This window comes from Pseudoalteromonas sp. TAP-3C (assembly GCF_059888565.1).
Genome location: NZ_CM187618.1, coordinates 3,335,090 through 3,351,934, shown reverse-complemented (window position 1 = coordinate 3,351,934; position 16,845 = coordinate 3,335,090). Strand labels below are relative to the sequence as shown.

Annotated in this window: 13 protein-coding genes, 2 tRNA genes and 3 rRNA genes; 4 read left to right on the top strand and 14 right to left on the bottom strand. The window is 43.1% G+C overall.

Going from position 1 to position 16,845, the window contains the following annotated elements; genetic code table 11:
* The first annotated feature begins 126 nt into the window (after positions 1-126).
* Positions 127-1,266 carry a GNAT family N-acetyltransferase gene (locus tag AC6H44_RS15670; protein WP_500736632.1) on the top strand — a complete coding sequence of 380 codons (1,140 nt, stop codon included), beginning with the start codon at positions 127-129 and terminating at the stop codon, positions 1,264-1,266.
* Here AC6H44_RS15670 and AC6H44_RS15665 read toward each other — a convergent pair.
* Complete coding sequence (locus tag AC6H44_RS15665; RefSeq protein ID WP_500736631.1) at positions 1,243-1,833, bottom strand: DUF938 domain-containing protein; 591 nt, start codon at positions 1,831-1,833, stop codon at positions 1,243-1,245. The genes AC6H44_RS15670 and AC6H44_RS15665 overlap by 24 nt on opposite strands.
* Positions 1,834-2,035: 202 nt before the next feature.
* Here AC6H44_RS15665 and AC6H44_RS15660 point away from each other — a divergent pair, with 202 nt between their 5' ends.
* The 3 genes from AC6H44_RS15660 to AC6H44_RS15650 all read left to right on the top strand — a co-directional run bounded on the left by AC6H44_RS15660 (position 2,036) and on the right by AC6H44_RS15650 (position 4,443).
* Positions 2,036-3,415, top strand: coding sequence for a class II fumarate hydratase (locus tag AC6H44_RS15660; RefSeq protein WP_500736629.1), 1,380 nt, complete (start codon positions 2,036-2,038; stop codon positions 3,413-3,415).
* 97 nt (positions 3,416-3,512) lie between these two features.
* Positions 3,513-4,031: a hypothetical protein gene (locus tag AC6H44_RS15655; protein WP_500736628.1), complete on the top strand. Its 519-nt coding sequence runs from the start codon at positions 3,513-3,515 to the stop codon at positions 4,029-4,031.
* Positions 4,032-4,041: 10 nt separating this feature from the next.
* Positions 4,042-4,443 (top strand): hypothetical protein, encoded by a 402-nt coding sequence (locus AC6H44_RS15650; protein ID WP_500736627.1) that lies wholly within the window; start codon positions 4,042-4,044, stop codon positions 4,441-4,443.
* Positions 4,444-4,458: 15 nt separating this feature from the next.
* Here the strand turns inward: AC6H44_RS15650 and AC6H44_RS15645 are convergent, their stop codons facing one another.
* From AC6H44_RS15645 to AC6H44_RS15585, 13 genes are all read right to left on the bottom strand, one after another.
* The gene (locus AC6H44_RS15645; protein WP_500736626.1) at positions 4,459-4,644 is read right to left on the bottom strand and encodes a hypothetical protein; all 186 of its coding nucleotides are present in this window, start codon (positions 4,642-4,644) and stop codon (positions 4,459-4,461) included.
* A gap of 64 nt (positions 4,645-4,708) precedes the next feature.
* Positions 4,709-5,029: a hypothetical protein gene (locus AC6H44_RS15640; RefSeq protein ID WP_500736624.1), complete on the bottom strand. Its 321-nt coding sequence runs from the start codon at positions 5,027-5,029 to the stop codon at positions 4,709-4,711.
* Positions 5,026-5,664 carry a hypothetical protein gene (locus AC6H44_RS15635; RefSeq protein ID WP_500736623.1) on the bottom strand — a complete coding sequence of 213 codons (639 nt, stop codon included), beginning with the start codon at positions 5,662-5,664 and terminating at the stop codon, positions 5,026-5,028. The genes AC6H44_RS15640 and AC6H44_RS15635 overlap by 4 nt, the downstream gene beginning before the upstream one ends.
* A 70-nt stretch (positions 5,665-5,734) precedes the next feature.
* Positions 5,735-6,427: a PspA/IM30 family protein gene (locus AC6H44_RS15630; protein WP_500736622.1), complete on the bottom strand. Its 693-nt coding sequence runs from the start codon at positions 6,425-6,427 to the stop codon at positions 5,735-5,737.
* 30 nt (positions 6,428-6,457) lie between these two features.
* Positions 6,458-6,871, bottom strand: a complete 414-nt coding sequence (locus AC6H44_RS15625; protein WP_500736621.1) for a YjfI family protein — start codon at positions 6,869-6,871, stop codon at positions 6,458-6,460.
* Between the two features lie 80 nt (positions 6,872-6,951).
* On the bottom strand, positions 6,952-8,673 hold the full coding sequence (locus AC6H44_RS15620; protein ID WP_500736620.1) for a polyamine aminopropyltransferase: 1,722 nt from the start codon (positions 8,671-8,673) through the stop codon (positions 6,952-6,954).
* A 4-nt stretch (positions 8,674-8,677) separates the two neighbouring features.
* A complete protein-coding gene (locus tag AC6H44_RS15615; protein WP_500736619.1) occupies positions 8,678-9,577 on the bottom strand; it encodes a DUF350 domain-containing protein in 900 nt (299 codons plus the stop codon).
* 25 nt (positions 9,578-9,602) lie between these two features.
* Entirely contained in the window at positions 9,603-10,535 is a 933-nt protein-coding gene (locus AC6H44_RS15610; RefSeq protein ID WP_500736618.1) for a CHAD domain-containing protein, read from the bottom strand.
* Positions 10,536-11,131: 596 nt separating this feature from the next.
* A 5S ribosomal RNA gene (rrf, locus tag AC6H44_RS15605) occupies positions 11,132-11,246 on the bottom strand.
* Positions 11,247-11,416: 170 nt separating this feature from the next.
* Positions 11,417-14,404 (bottom strand): 23S ribosomal RNA (locus AC6H44_RS15600).
* A 303-nt stretch (positions 14,405-14,707) separates the two neighbouring features.
* Positions 14,708-14,783 (bottom strand) — tRNA-Ala (locus AC6H44_RS15595).
* Positions 14,784-14,894: 111 nt separating this feature from the next.
* Positions 14,895-14,971 (bottom strand) — tRNA-Ile (locus AC6H44_RS15590).
* A gap of 76 nt (positions 14,972-15,047) precedes the next feature.
* Positions 15,048-16,583 (bottom strand): 16S ribosomal RNA (locus AC6H44_RS15585).
* The 16S, 23S and 5S rRNA genes sit together here with 2 tRNA genes alongside, the layout of an rRNA operon.
* Positions 16,584-16,845 lie beyond the last annotated feature (262 nt).

The following is a 16,845-nucleotide window of genomic DNA, read 5'->3' as shown; positions in this document are numbered from 1 at the left end:
ACTTAAACGCGATAAGCTCATAGACTTTCTACCTTAGCACTGAAAGAACAAATGAAAAACACGCCGCGTATTTTAATAACAACTCTTTTACCCTTTAAACTCAACATATAAATTAGGCCTGTCATTATGAGTTACTTTTCACACCAATGGTTTAATAGCATCGATCAAATTGATGCAACACAGTGGCACTGTTTTTTTGGCAATGAACCTTTTACTCAGCATGCTTTTTTATATGCATTAGAGCAAAGCCAATGCGTAAGCGCTCAAACAGGTTGGCAACCCCATCACTTAGCTATTTATGAGGACGATATACTCATTGCGCTTGCCCCAGGTTATTTAAAAGAACACTCCTATGGAGAATATGTATTTGATTGGGCATGGGCTGAGGCTTATGAAAATAATGGCCTAGATTATTACCCTAAATGGTTATGCGCAATTCCCTTTAGCCCCATTGAAGGGCAAAGAATAAGTATTGCGCATAGCAACCCAAAGTTAGTGTATCAATACATAACAGAGCAACTTAATATTCACAGTAAAGAACAAGCATGGTCAGGCTGGCACGTAAACTTTTGCGATAAAACGCAAGCCACAGCGCTTAATGATGCAGGTGCCATGCTAAGAACCGGCGTGCAGTTTCAATGGTTCAACAACAACTTTAAAGATTTTGACGACTTTCTAAAAACCTTTAATGCCCGTAAACGCAAAGCCGTCAAAAAAGAACGCGCTAAAATTACAGAGCAAAACATCAGTATTGAATGGCTTAAAGGCGAGCAAATTACCACCGCCACTATGGAGCTTTTTTGTGAGTTTTATCAACGAACTTACTTGAAACGTTCGGGCCATTTAGGCTATTTAAACAGTGAGTTTTTTGGTTTGTTACAGGCTTTAATGGCTGACAAATTACTCATTATGCTAGCCAAAAAAAACCAACAAGTGATTGCTGCAACATTAAGCTTAATTGGCGAAAACACTCTTTATGGCCGCTATTGGGGTGCCAGTGAAGACGTTGATTCACTTCACTTTGAGCTGTGTTATTACCAAGGAATTGAATACGCGATTAAGCATAATATTCACTGTGTTAATGCTGGCGCACAAGGGGAGCATAAAATAGCACGTGGTTTTCAACCTGTTACCACTTTCTCAACCCATCACATTATTCATCCTGAGTTTAATAATGCGATTAGCGACTACTTAAAACGCGAACGCCAGCATATACATATTTATAAACAGCAATGCACTACACTATTGCCGTTTAAAAACGAGTAATTGATTATTAGCTGGCATGGCATTATCACTCACCAACGAAAGCCCCGCATCTTTAGCTAGTTGCGCAACCGCTTCAAAATCGCGAATACCACTGAGAGGATCGCGACTTTGCAATAAACTATTAAACTCGTTATTACTGGAACTAGTAAATTCCCCTTTATATTTAAAAGGCCCATACACACATACAATTCCTTGCCCGTTCAAATGCAGTTTTACCGCGGCAAAAAAACGCGTAATTAATTCCCAGCTCACTATGTGAAAGGTATTTGCTGTATAAATTGCATCAACCTTGCCCACTGGCCAAGCCTCGTTAAGATCAAGCAATAAAGGCGAATGCAAATTTGCAAGTTGCACCTCGTCATGCCACAGCTTTATTCCTTGATGGTTAACCTCACGATCGCTGGTATACCATTGTAAATGTGGTAATTGTTGGGCAAAAAAAACACTGTGCTGACCAGTCCCTGAGCCTATTTCGAGTACCGATGCTGCATTTTTCAAAGTAGGTTTTAACACTTCAAATATGGGTTTTTTATTATTTTCACAGGCTTGCGAGAATGGTTTGGTCATGTTGATGCACCTAAATTACAAATCAATGCACAGTAGTAGAACAAATTTCAGCTATTTTGTCGTGAATAAATTAACCATGAAAGTAAATATGAAACAGGCCACATTTTCATTTTTGACTATACCGTTGTAAATAACAATAACAGCACCATATCTTTTTATATTGCGCAGTTTAATGTCGCACATTCTCTTTTTAGGAGTACTCATGAGTAACTTTAGAACAGAATCAGATAGCATGGGCACACTCAACGTCCCTAAAGATGCACTTTATAAAGCACAAACCCAACGCGCCATTAATAACTTTACGATTAGCAGCCTCACTATGCCTCAGCAGTTTATTATTGCCTTAGCATATATAAAGCAAGCAGCTGCGCTAGCTAATCTAAAATTAGGCCATTTAGATAAAACCAAGGCAAACGCAATCGACCATGCCTGCCAAGAAATTATTGATGGCAAGCATTATGAGCACTTCCCCGTTGATGTTTTTCAAACTGGCTCAGGCACTAGCTCAAATATGAATGCTAATGAGGTCATTGCAAGTTTAGCCTCAAAACACGCCAACCAAGCTATTCACCCAAACGACGATGTAAATATGGGGCAAAGCTCGAATGACGTCATTCCCACGGCCATTGCTTTAAGTAGCGCAATAAGCGTTAAGAAAAAATTACTGCCCGCATTAGCAAACTTAATAGACGCCTTAGAGCAAAAAAAAGCAGACATTGGCCATATAGTCAAAACCGGACGCACACATTTAATGGATGCCATGCCAGTGACCTTTGAGCAAACACTCAGCGCATGGCAATCGCAGGTAATGCATGCAGCCAGCGGTATTGAAGATGCTTTAAAGCGTGTATGCAAGCTAGCACAAGGTGGTACAGCAGTAGGAACGGGTATTAATGCCGACCCGCAATTTGCAGCGCTATTTGCTCAAACACTAAGTGAAAAGGTAGAGATTCAATTTACCCCCAGTGATAACTTTTTTTATAATATTGGCTCGCAAGACGCGATTGTTGCTTTATCTGGGCAATTGAAAGTCTATGGCGTTGCGCAAATGAAAATAGCCAACGATTTACGTTGGATGAACTCAGGGCCGCTCGCAGGACTTGCCGAGATAGAGCTTGAAGCATTACAACCCGGATCATCAATTATGCCAGGCAAAGTAAACCCGGTGATCCCAGAAGCTGCGGCAATGGCTAGTGCGCAAGTAATCGGTAACGACGCAACAATTACAGTAGCAGGCCAAGCTGGTAACTTTGAGCTTAACGTAATGCTCCCGGTAATTGCTTATAATATTCTGCAAAGTACAGAAATACTTGCTAACAGCGCGCAGGCATTAGCAGATAAAGCAATTGCTAGCTTTAAAGTTAATCAAACCCAAATTGACAAAGCATTAACTAAAAACCCAATTTTAGTGACGGCACTCAACCCTGTGATTGGCTATGAAAAAGCAGCAAACATTGCCAAACAGGCTTACCAACAAGCCCGCCCAATTATTGATGTAGCTGAGCAAGAAACCGGGCTATCTCGCTCAGAGTTAGAAAAACTACTTAACCCAGCTAAATTAACCCAAGGTGGATTAATGTAAAATAACGCTTTAATATATTGATAGTAGAGTTTTTATTGCCGTAATAAATGCACCGTGTATGATAGTGATGAATAATTCATCACTCTTGGGAACGACCATGCGTACTTTATTACTCGCTCTACTTTTACCGCTTTGTTTAACAGCGTGCCTAGAAACAACCTCAACTAAAGCTGAACAAACTAAAACTAATGCGGCAGAAAATACCTCTACACCTATTTCGCAGCAAACGCTACCACAAACAAAAGTGGAGCATAAAGGCGCACAGCAATTACCTATTGATGCTACAAAAGAGGTGTCACTTGATGATATTAAGGCGGCAAAAAACAAACTAAACAGCCTCATAGCTGATAAGCAATGTGCAACTAGCTCGCAGTGTAAAGTAAATGCAGTTGGTAGCCGTGCCTGTGGTGGACCAAGTGATTATATTGTGTACTCTACTCAAAGTGCATCGCAAGAACAGGTATCAGCTTTAAGTGATACCATTACTTTGCTTGAAAGCACTTTCAATGCGCAAAAAGGGATGATCAGTATTTGCCAACATTTAACTGCACCCAATACTCAGTGTGTTGAAAATAAATGTGTTAAACTTGAAGGCTCTGCGGTAAGTGTATTTTAAGGATTCGATTATGAGTGGTTTGTTATCCGTAATTAAATTATTAGCAGTCGGCGCTACTATGAGTATGCTGCTTAGCGGTTGCAGCAGTACACTAACACCAAGTGCAACCCAAAACGCTAACGTCTCGGCTTTAAACACCCAGCTAAGCGAGCTTATAAATAACAAAAGCTGCACGGCGAGTTATCAATGTAAGGTGTTAGGTGTGGGCTCTCGTGCCTGTGGGGGGCCCAGTAAGTATGTTGTATATTCAACATTAAACAACTCTCAAGAGCACACCGAGCAATTAGCGCAAAAAATAACTCAACAAGAGCAACAAAATAATGCACAACGTGGAGTAAATGAGTGCTCGCCAGTGCTTGAAGTACACTCTTTGTGTATTGATAACCAATGTAAAACCGTTAATTACCGGTAGCAGCTGGTTTCGGTGTTAATAAAATAATGATATTAACACCGAAATAATCACCACCATAAAAATACACACGCCGGCCTTAAAAATGTATTCCAGTGGCATTTTTTTCTGTACCCAATAAGCATATATAAAACGCACAAAGTAACTTGCCGCCGTGCCAAATAAAGCAAACATAAGTAAGTAAGCAATCAATATAATATTCACAGCAGCACTTCTTTAGAAAATAATAACCCCAGTGTAAGTATTTTGCATAAAGAAGGCAAAAAGCTTACTTAGCCTTTTTTGTATGCTTAATGAGTAGCTCTGCCACCTGTTGCTTTACCGCTCTTTTATCATCTACTGCAACTGCAAATCGGCTAGCCAATTGCGCTATTTCGTCATCATTTAAATTAAATGATAATCGTTGTCGTGTTTTTTTTGACTTTACATCTAAACCTAAGATTTTGCGGATCATATCCGATGGCGTGAGCTCTTGATCAATGGCTTGTTTTTTTATCGACTTTTGCACTTCACTGCTAAGGTCAAATGCCATTTGCGTCGCTCTTACGGCTTGCTCTTGGCGTAACCACTTATCTTTAGCATCGCTCACTGCGCATCTCCAGGAAACAGATCGACTATATCAGTGATAGGGCGAGTTAAAGTAAGTGACACTTCCGTTTCCCCACCGTCCCAAATTTCAATATTAAGACCATGGCTTTCATCACTTGATTCGAGGCAGATCATTTCACACGGCTCACCACCTTCTTGCTCATACTGAGGCAGTGCTTGATTACGATAATCTTTATTATGGAAATAACACACAAACGGGGTTTCAGTTTGTTGGTAGCTGTTACCTAAAAACTGCATATAACGTTCTGGAGTATTTTTCACTTCAATAAAAGTTAACTGTTCTTCATCAAAAATACGCGCAAATTCATCAAGGGTGAAAATTTCGTCCACTTCATCGCGCTGAATTTTTATTGAAAAATTAGCCCACTCTTCACCATCACTGCGCTCAATTTGCAAAAATATAACTTTACCAGCATCACTTTCAAGTACTAGCTCATAGTCAGCACTATGCTGATATTGATACGTTTGTACATCCGTAACACGCAGCGTTTGCCCTTTTAGCCAACTTGGGTAAGCAAACGAATCAATTACGGTAAACATATCACCGACTCTCAGTTCACTTGGATGATTTAATTGACGTTCAGGGACTTTTTTTGATTTAAAGAAGTTAAACATAGACTGCCTCATAAGCAAAAAAGGTAACCAAACATTGCTCGGTTACCTTTTTAATAATCGTAATATCGCGTTAGCCGTTTTGCTTAGCTTTAATACGCGCTAGAATATCTGCACTTTTTGGACTGCTGTCACCAATTCCGGCTTCAGCCATTTTTGCTTTTAAGTCATCGCCGTTAACATCAGCCTCAAGCTCTTTGGCAGCTCCTAGCTGATCACTACGATCTTGCTGACGTTGCTTAATACGCTCAAGTGACTGACGAGCCGATGTCATAGATGAGCTATTGGTGTTCAACGTGCTATTTACAGCCATAGTTGCTTGCTGAACACTTTCTGTGGTTTTAACCATAGTAAGCTGACGCTGGTTCTCTTTAATTGATTTTTCAGCATCTTTTACTTGCTGCTTTAAAGTTACAATATGGTTGCTAAAGCCCGCTAATACTTGTTCGTTTTCAGCCTTTTCAGCTTCAAAATCACCAATTTTCTCAGCAATTTCTAACGCTAACGCCTCATTACCTTTTTCAAGTGCTTGGCCTGCATACGCTTCGTGCTCTGCAATTGATGCATCTACCGCGCTGATTTTACGCTTGGTTTGCATTTCTTTAGCCATTACTTCTGTTAAGCTTTTTTTAGCGCGGTGCAGTGCATTTTGTGCATCGGCGATTTCTTGCTCAAAAATGCGAATACCATTGGCATCCACAATTGCTTCGCCTGCTTCACGCGCGCCACCACGTACTGCTGTAAATAATTTTTTTAAAATACTCATAATCTTAACTCCACGTAAAATAGCTAGCTATTAATCGTTTAAATAAATGGTTACGGCTTCTAGTGCATCTATAGCGTTATCAGCTAATGTCACTAGTTCGTGGGTAACATCATCTAATGATGAATTTACCGACAGTGCACCAAAAATCGCATATTTATTATCGATCTTAGCAAATGCACTCAGTGGAATTGGCACGTTTAAACGTAATAATGTTTCGTTTAACTCGTTGCGTAATTCACTCTTTACTTCATCTTCGTCAAACAAGTAGCTAATACATAGTAGCTGCTCTTGTGTTTGCGTAACAAAAATTGGAAGCTCGTCATTTCCATCAACAATGACTTGTAAAACATCTTGCTCACCTGGATTGGCAATCAAGAAAGACTCAAAGTTAGCACCCTCAGTTTCAAAAGACGCTAATTTTATTGAAAGTTCATTTAATTCCATGTCTCTGCCTTCTTGTCGTTTGACATATTATGTCTGAGTTAAGATTCGCACAGCTGACATATTATGTCAACCATGTTTTATTAATTTTTATACAATTCACTTTCTTCTTGCCAAGCTGCTCGGTAATAGTCATATAAGCGACCAGTTCCTAGTCTATTGATTTCAATGTCGTTCACTTGTTCAAAATAGTTATTAGGAAATGCAAAACTCGCTAATAAATAGTTTTTACTAATCCACCGAGATGGCACTGGCATATCAGTTATATTGTTAATACGTGCACTAGCTGATTGCCCCATTTTAGTAGCAATAGTCCACCCCCACTGACCAAACGAAGGAATATTTTGCTGATACTGCTCTACATGATCAAAACCCGCAGCCTTCACCGTTTTAGCAATACTTAAAAATGCCTTTTTAGCATGAAAAGGTGATGTTGACTGTACCGCCATAGCCCCGTCAGGCGCCAATAATTGGCGTACATGATTATAAAAGTAATCACTGTACATCTTATTTAAATCGGGGTGATTTGGATCTGGCAAATCAATTAAAATAGTATCGAACTGCTTAGACTGATCCAATAATTTTTCAACTTCTAAAAATGCATCGCCCACAATAATATTTGCTCGCGGGTCATGCATCGATTCATTATTGAGTGCTAAAAGCCGCTGACTAATATCCTCAGGAGCTTTGTATTGGCTGTCTTTATGGCCAAATAAATTCAGTAGCTGCCCATCTAAGTCAATTAAAGTAACTTCTTCAACTGGCCACTTTAATACATCACGCATAGCCAGTCCGTCACCGCCACCAATAATCAAAATACGATCATGTCGATTAGATGCCAGCATCGCCGGATAAACGAGCATTGAGTGGTATATTTGCTCGTCAATACTGGAAAACTGCAAGCGACCATTTAAATATAAATCAGTGATTGGCTGTGGCTGGTTTTTACTCAAGCGTTCAGTTAACACAACATGTTGATACTTCGTCGCTTGAGAATAAATAACCTTATCTTTGTAAAGTACGTTGCTTAGGTTATCCATCCAGTTACTACCAAACTGCAAAATGAAAGCAAATAAAACCAGCAGTAATATATGGCAAACCAGTAGCAACTTAGCAAAACGTACATGGCTATGGTAGCGCCATAAAAAGGCAAGCCCAGCAATAATATTAAATAATGCAGTCCAAGCGGCGGCTTGCATTATTGGCATTGCTAACATAATACTCACCCAAATTGCTGCACCAATACCAGCACCAATATAATCGGCGCCGTAAATAGTACCGGCGTTGTTTTCTAAAAAACGCCCATAAACATGCTGGCGGATTCGTGCAATAAGCGGAATTTCCATACCAATAAACAAGCCAAGCACAAAGCCGAATACATAAGGTAAAAACCGTGACCACGTTTGCAACTTTTGAAATACAAAGCCATTGAGTATTACATCTGGAGGTAAATTAAAGATATTTGAGAACAAATGAGGGAGTGAATAACTCACGGCAATAATACTGGCAATAGCTAAAATACTGCCCATGCCAATTAAGGCAACAATACTCTCAAGCCATGCAAATGCAGTAAAAGCATCTTTGAACCATCGCGCTAAAAACGCACCAATCCCCATCGCCACTATCATTATTCCGATCATGGTATATATGGCACTTTCAACAGAGCCTAGTACTCTGCCAGCATAATGAGAAAGTAAGTATTCGTAAATAAGGCCACACCCAGCGAGTACGGCCATAACTGTAATAAGTAATATATCATGCCCAAGTAAATTAAATTTACTTGGGGAAGCTTGAGTTGATGACACGTGATTATGCACCCAGTAGTGTGGCCATAGTGATCCCGACAGCAAATGACACAGCGGCAGAAATAGCGGCAACACCTACGTTTTTTTGACGATTCACTTCATCTGAAATATTACAGCCAGAAAGAATGATTTTAATAGTCACTAAGTGCAATAAAATGAAAGCAACCAGACAAATAACAGCGCTTAGCGCCCAGTAAAGTAAACTTGCATTAATGTTATCGGCTACATAAGGGGCAATACCTGTTGCAGCAGTCATTGCTAATGCGCTACCAATTAAAAAGCCTGCATAACGAATGCCTACGGCTAAATTACCATCAACAATAGCTTGTTGTAGGCAGTCGCCCCCTTTATTTGTGCGCTTAAATAACTGTACTCGGTATTGGCTTACTAAAAGCAATACCACACTACCAATCACAAACGCGGCAATAACAATAGGAATGCCATGCCAGCCCTCTGTAGCGACCCATAAAAGTGCAGAACGAATCACCACAGCAACACTTACTACATGGCCAAAATCAATAATTGATGCAGTAACATTACCTTTGACTATTTCGCTATGTAGACTCACTTTACGCAGTGCAACTTTGTCTTGGAAAAAATGGCCCAGCTTTATAAGTAAAATAGCCAATGCACCATAACCTAACATTAATAGCGCTTCTTTTTGTAACGTGGCAGCAAACGCCCCACTACTAACACCCATCAATACAATCGCAAGCGCAACCAAACCAGCGGCAAAACTGATTCCAAATGCAAAGTTATCACGCTCTGTAATTTCATCATTGGCGTGTAAATTAGACACCCAGCCTTTGATGTACTTTAAGCTAACAAAAAGTAAGATGATGATTGCAAAATCCACTGCCAATGCCTGCAAAGACCACATAGTTATTCCATTAAATTCATACATATTATTCTAACTCCAACGTTATTCTTTACTTACCACGACTCACGCCACGCGAGGTTCTGCTACTGCTGTTACGAACCGACCCTGAATTATTACTGTAACTACTTGCTCTTGAGTAACTGCTGCGACTCTTAGGCGGTGTGTAACTGCTACGACTTAAACCTGATGCACCGGCCTTTTTACTCGCATAAGGGCTAGTAAATTGCTTGCCTTGGCGTTGATAAGTTTGTCGTGTGCGTGCATCGAGAGCACTCTGGCTTTTTATTTGTTTAGGGCTTGAGTAACGCTCTCGGCCGTAGTCGTTATAGTAACTATATTTTCTACCTCTACTCCAACCACCATAATCGACACGGCCAACTACATCACCAAGCATCCGGTACATACCATACCATTGCCAAAAACTGATGCCATTGCTATTGGTTTGCCAATTCCCGTAATTAGGGTTACCTACCATTTGGTTACCAACACCTTGCCCTTCAGCTTGTTGGCTTATAGCACCAACTCGTGCCAAAGAACCATTCGACATATCTGCAAGCATATTAATGGGATCGGTTAAGGCATCAGAAAATAACGTCGGCTTTGCCGCTTCACGCAATAAATCAATATTGTATAACGTATCTTCATAAGGAGGGATTAAGTAATTACCCTTAATATCATCAAGACGTTTGGTTAAACCACTATAGAGTGCTCCCTGACGTGTGGCATCAAGACTCACTACATCAACAACCTTACTTAGATCAGGTTGCTGTTGTTTAAGGATACGACTGTATTCTTTAAGAATAGTCGCATTACGTATACTGCCATTATCAAGCGCTTTACCAAGCTGAGTAAGCTCGACATCGGCCTTTTTAATAGACTCTTGAATTGTTTGTTGTAGTTGCTCTTCTTTAGATTGACAACCAATCAGAGCTGTAAACAAACAAAACAGGCTGAGAAGTTTCCAAGCTTTTATATTCGACATTCATGTCACCTGATTTACTAAATTAACCTCACTAGTTTTACACAAGACAGTTATTAAACCAACAATGAAATTGCAACAAGATGATGATTTAGGAACTACTTCAGAGGTGTAAGGTAAATGGCTAAGATCAGTAAAGAGCCACAATGCAAATAGGATACTATCATTGTGTCGGGGCGGCCTTGTGCGAGGCTCGCCGTCGCGCTGTTTTGTTTGATGTATAGGAATACAAATGCCGTGGAGCACAGGATGTGCAAGAGCAGCCACTACTGAGTTCGGCATGGGCTCTTGGCTATTTTTATTAAATCCTAGACGGCAAAAAACCCGCTACATTGCTGCAACGGGTTTCTCTTATTTGGAGCCTGGTAATGTCGTAGTGCCCACAGCGGTAGAGAGTCACATAGCAAATGGGATACTATCATTGGTCGGGGCTCGCCTTCGAGCTGTTTTGTTTGATGTATAGGAATACAAATGCCGTGGAGCACAGGATGTGCAAGAGCGGCCACTACTGAGTTCGGCATGGGCTCTTGGCTATTTTTATTAAATCACAAACAACAAAAAACCCGCTACATTGCTGTAACGGGTTTCTCTTATTTGGAGCCTGGTAATGTCCTACTTTCACATAGCAAATGCTACACTATCATCGGCGCTGTTTCGTTTCACTACTGAGTTCGGCATGGGGTCAGGTGGGTCCAAAACGCTATTGTCACCAAGCAAATTTGGTATTAATCCGCTCTTTCGAGCCAATTAATTAAAATTTGAAAATGCTGATAATTGTTTTCTTACCGCTGAAAGCTTATCGCTTGCAGCTGCTAGTAAATCTACTTTAGTTATATTAACTTCTGCGCTTGTTTCACTATCACATAAAACGCGTTTGGCGTTGTATGGTTAAGCCTCACGGGTAATTAGTACAAGTTAGCTTAACATGTCACCATGCTTCCACACCTTGCCTATCAACGTTGTAGTCTTCAACGGCCCTTCAGAGACTTTAAAAGTCTAGTGAGAACTCATCTCGAGGCCTGCTTCGCGCTTAGATGCTTTCAGCGCTTATCAGTTCCGAACGTAGCTACCGGGCAATGCCATTGGCATGACAACCCGAACACCAGCGGTTCGTTCACTCCGGTCCTCTCGTACTAGGAGCAACCCCTCTCAATTCTCAAACGCCCACGGCAGATAGGGACCGAACTGTCTCACGACGTTCTAAACCCAGCTCGCGTACCACTTTAAATGGCGAACAGCCATACCCTTGGGACCGACTTCAGCCCCAGGATGTGATGAGCCGACATCGAGGTGCCAAACACCGCCGTCGATATGAACTCTTGGGCGGTATCAGCCTGTTATCCCCGGAGTACCTTTTATCCGTTGAGCGATGGCCCTTCCATTCAGAACCACCGGATCACTATGACCTACTTTCGTACCTGCTCGACGTGTCTGTCTCGCAGTTAAGCTGGCTTCTACCATTACACTAACCGTACGATGTCCGACCGTACTTAGCCAACCTTCGTGCTCCTCCGTTACTCTTTGGGAGGAGACCGCCCCAGTCAAACTACCCACCAGGCACTGTCCGTAACCCCGATTCAGGGGCCAACGTTAGAACATCAAAACTACAAGGGTGGTATTTCAAGGTCGACTCCAACAAAACTAGCGTCTCATCTTCTAAGTCTCCCACCTATCCTACACATGTAGGTTCAATGTTCAGTGCCAAGCTGTAGTAAAGGTTCACGGGGTCTTTCCGTCTAGCCGCGGGTACACAGCATCTTCACTGCGATTTCAATTTCACTGAGTCTCGGGTGGAGACAGCGTGGCCATGGTTACACCATTCGTGCAGGTCGGAACTTACCCGACAAGGAATTTCGCTACCTTAGGACCGTTATAGTTACGGCCGCCGTTTACCGGGGCTTCGATCAAGAGCTTCTCCGAAGATAACCCCATCAATTAACCTTCCGGCACCGGGCAGGTGTCACACCGTATACGTCATCTTGCGATTTTGCACAGTGCTGTGTTTTTAATAAACAGTCCCAGCCACCTGGTCACTGCGGCTCCAATTAGCTCAGGGAGCAAGTCCCGTCACCCATCGGAGCGTACCTTCTCCCGAAGTTACGGTACGATTTTGCCTAGTTCCTTCACCCGAGTTCTCTCAAGCGCCTTAGTATTCTCTACCTGACCACCTGTGTCGGTTTGGGGTACGATTCGGTATAATCTGAAGCTTAGAGGCTTTTCCTGGAAGTATGGCATCAGCAACTTCATCACCTTAGTGACTCGTCTCGTGTCTCAGGTTTAATGTTTGTCCGGATTTACCTAAACAAACGCCCTACTCACTTTCACATGGACTACCAACGCCATGCTTGCTTAGCCTGCTCCGTCCCCCCATCGCAATTATACCAAGTACGGAAATATTAATCCGTTTCCCATCGACTACGCCTTTCGGCCTCGCCTTAGGGGTCGACTTACCCTACCCTGATTAACATGGGATAGGAACCCTTGGTCTTCCGGCGTGCGGGTTTTTCACCCGCATTATCGTTACTCATGTCAGCATTCGCACTTCTGATACGTCCAGCATGCCTCCCGGCACACCTTCAACCGCTTACAGAACGCTCCCCTACCACTTGAGCATACCCCGAAACTATCTCTATCATCATCGACTCACGTTTAGGTGACGCTTGAACGCTGGGCGCTTCGCGCTGTCAACGTTAATCAAAATAGCTTGGGTGGTATGCTCAAATCCGCAGCTTCGGTGCATAGTTTAGCCCCGTTACATCTTCCGCGCAGACCGACTCGACCAGTGAGCTATTACGCTTTCTTTAAAGGATGGCTGCTTCTAAGCCAACCTCCTGGCTGTCTGGGCCTTTCCACATCGTTTCCCACTTAACTATGACTTGGGGACCTTAGCTGGCGGTCTGGGTTGTTTCCCTCTTCACGACGGACGTTAGCACCCGCCGTGTGTCTCCCGGATAGTACTTTACGGTATTCGGAGTTTGCAAAGGGTTGGTAAGTCGGGATGACCCCCTAGCCTTAACAGTGCTCTACCCCCGTAAGTATTCGTCCGAGGCTCTACCTAAATAGATTTCGGGGAGAACCAGCTATCTCCCGGTTTGATTAGCCTTTCACTCCTAACCACAGGTCATCCCCTAACTTTTCAACGTTAGTGGGTTCGGTCCTCCAATTGATGTTACTCAATCTTCAACCTGCCCATGGCTAGATCACCGGGTTTCGGGTCTATACCTTGCAACTATTCGCCCAGTTAAGACTCGGTTTCCCTACGGCTTCCCTAATCGGTTAACCTCGCTACAAAATATAAGTCGCTGACCCATTATACAAAAGGTACGCAGTCACCTAACAAGTAGGCTCCTACTGCTTGTACGTACACGGTTTCAGGTTCTATTTCACTCCCCTCACAGGGGTTCTTTTCGCCTTTCCCTCACGGTACTGGTTCACTATCGGTCAGTTGGGAGTATTTAGCCTTAGATGATGGTCCACCTATATTCAGTCAAAGTTTCACGTGCTCCGACCTACTCGATTTCACTTAAAATGCGTTTTCATGTACGGGACTATCACCCTGTATCGTGGCGCTTTCCAGCGACCTTCCATTAACACATAATAAGCTTAAGGGCTGTTCCGATTTCGCTCGCCGCTACTCTCGGAATCTCGGTTGATTTCTTTTCCTACGGGTACTTAGATGTTTCAGTTCTCCGCGTTCGCCTCGTTAACCTATGTATTCAGTTAACGATACCTGCAAGCAGGTGGGTTTCCCCATTCGGAAATCCTAGTCTCAAGTGCTTTTTACTAGCTTGACTAGGCTTATCGCAAGTTAATACGTCCTTCATCGCCTCCAACTGCCAAGGCATCCACCGTGTACGCTTAGTCACTTAACCATACAACCCAAACGGGTCTTTGTTGTGTGACAGTTTAACTTCGCCAGAAGTTAATATTGAATACTAAAGTAGATACCAATCAACAAACGAAACGTTCATTAAATGGCACTGAATGATACTGCTATCATTCTTTTTTACTTTTGAAAACTCTGTACAAATAACAATGTTATTCATACGAATTTTATTATCAGCTTTTCCAAATTTTTAAAGAGCAGAGAATCAAAAACTTCTCAAAATTAAACACACTTTATTCTCAGGTGATGTTGCTACCCGATGAAGAATATTTATTTTTAAGAAGTAAAGTGGTGGAGCTAAGCAGGATCGAACTGCTGACCTCCTGCGTGCAAGGCAGGCGCTCTCCCAGCTGAGCTATAGCCCCACATATGCTGGTCTTACTGTTTGTATACCGACTTTGTTTCCAGACAAGGCATGGTACAACGACGTTTAGTTCACTAAACGAGGCGTGCCATAACGAAGTATGGGAGCAAAGTGGTGGGTCTGAGTAGATTTGAACTACCGACCTCACCCTTATCAGGGGTGCGCTCTAACCAGCTGAGCTACAGACCCAAACAATAAGTGTTGTTCTCTTTACAATTAACAATCATCTGTGTGGACACTACGAACAAATAAGTTCTAAATCGTATAAGGAGGTGATCCAGCCCCAGGTTCCCCTAGGGCTACCTTGTTACGACTTCACCCCAGTCATGAATCACTCCGTGGTAAACGTCCTCCCTAAGGTTAGACTATCTACTTCTGGAGCAACCCACTCCCATGGTGTGACGGGCGGTGTGTACAAGGCCCGGGAACGTATTCACCGCGTCATTCTGATACGCGATTACTAGCGATTCCGACTTCATGGAGTCGAGTTGCAGACTCCAATCCGGACTACGACGCACTTTAAGTGATTCGCTTACCTTCGCAGGTTCGCAGCACTCTGTATGCGCCATTGTAGCACGTGTGTAGCCCTACACGTAAGGGCCATGATGACTTGACGTCGTCCCCACCTTCCTCCGGTTTATCACCGGCAGTCTCCTTAGAGTTCTCAGCATTACCTGCTAGCAACTAAGGATAGGGGTTGCGCTCGTTGCGGGACTTAACCCAACATCTCACAACACGAGCTGACGACAGCCATGCAGCACCTGTATCTCAATTCCCGAAGGCACAGCAAAATCTCTTTCGCCTTTTGAGTATGTCAAGTGTAGGTAAGGTTCTTCGCGTTGCATCGAATTAAACCACATGCTCCACCGCTTGTGCGGGCCCCCGTCAATTCATTTGAGTTTTAACCTTGCGGCCGTACTCCCCAGGCGGTCTACTTAATGCGTTAGCTTTGAAAAACAAGTCCGAGGACCCGAGCTTCTAGTAGACATCGTTTACGGCGTGGACTACCAGGGTATCTAATCCTGTTTGCTCCCCACGCTTTCGTACATGAGCGTCAGTGTTGACCCAGGTGGCTGCCTTCGCCATCGGTATTCCTTCAGATCTCTACGCATTTCACCGCTACACCTGAAATTCTACCACCCTCTATCACACTCTAGTTTGCCAGTTCGAAATGCAGTTCCCAGGTTGAGCCCGGGGCTTTCACATCTCGCTTAACAAACCGCCTGCGTACGCTTTACGCCCAGTAATTCCGATTAACGCTCGCACCCTCCGTATTACCGCGGCTGCTGGCACGGAGTTAGCCGGTGCTTCTTCTGTCAGTAACGTCACAGATGTGAGGTATTAACTCACACCCTTTCCTCCTGACTGAAAGTGCTTTACAACCCGAAGGCCTTCTTCACACACGCGGCATGGCTGCATCAGGCTTGCGCCCATTGTGCAATATTCCCCACTGCTGCCTCCCGTAGGAGTCTGGGCCGTGTCTCAGTCCCAGTGTGGCTGATCATCCTCTCAAACCAGCTAGGGATCGTCGCCTTGGTGAGCCATTACCTCACCAACTAGCTAATCCCACTTGGGCCAATCTAAAGGCGAGAGCCGAAGCCCCCTTTGGTCCGTAGACATTATGCGGTATTAGCAGTCGTTTCCAACTGTTGTCCCCCACCTCAAGGCATGTTCCCAAGCATTACTCACCCGTCCGCCGCTCGTCAGCAAAGTAGCAAGCTACTTTCTGTTACCGCTCGACTTGCATGTGTTAGGCCTGCCGCCAGCGTTCAATCTGAGCCATGATCAAACTCTTCAATTAAAAGTTTTTTCTTCCCACTCAATTAAGATATGAGACTGCTCAATGAATTCTGAATTTATTTAATATCTTTCGATATTGAATTGACTGTGCCGAAGCAACTTATAAATAAGTTACTTCTGTTGGTCACTCAGTTTCTCTTTCGAGAAAACACATTGAGACTCTAAATTTTTTGCCTTACTTAGTAAACTAAGCTTGGCTGTTAGAACTCAATCTGTACGAGTGCCCACACAGATGATTGCTTTATATTGTTAAAGAACGTTGC

Coding starts and splice junctions, on each gene's coding strand:
- AC6H44_RS15655 (WP_500736628.1), top strand. CDS start 3,513: ATGCGTACTTTATTACTCGCTCTACTTTTACCGCTTTGTTTAACAGCG.
- AC6H44_RS15610 (WP_500736618.1), bottom strand. CDS start 10,535: ATGTCGAATATAAAAGCTTGGAAACTTCTCAGCCTGTTTTGTTTGTTT.
- AC6H44_RS15630 (WP_500736622.1), bottom strand. CDS start 6,427: ATGAGTATTTTAAAAAAATTATTTACAGCAGTACGTGGTGGCGCGCGT.
- AC6H44_RS15635 (WP_500736623.1), bottom strand. CDS start 5,664: ATGTTTAACTTCTTTAAATCAAAAAAAGTCCCTGAACGTCAATTAAAT.
- AC6H44_RS15650 (WP_500736627.1), top strand. CDS start 4,042: ATGAGTGGTTTGTTATCCGTAATTAAATTATTAGCAGTCGGCGCTACT.
- AC6H44_RS15625 (WP_500736621.1), bottom strand. CDS start 6,871: ATGGAATTAAATGAACTTTCAATAAAATTAGCGTCTTTTGAAACTGAG.
- AC6H44_RS15670 (WP_500736632.1), top strand. CDS start 127: ATGAGTTACTTTTCACACCAATGGTTTAATAGCATCGATCAAATTGAT.
- AC6H44_RS15615 (WP_500736619.1), bottom strand. CDS start 9,577: ATGTATGAATTTAATGGAATAACTATGTGGTCTTTGCAGGCATTGGCA.
- AC6H44_RS15665 (WP_500736631.1), bottom strand. CDS start 1,833: ATGACCAAACCATTCTCGCAAGCCTGTGAAAATAATAAAAAACCCATA.
- AC6H44_RS15660 (WP_500736629.1), top strand. CDS start 2,036: ATGAGTAACTTTAGAACAGAATCAGATAGCATGGGCACACTCAACGTC.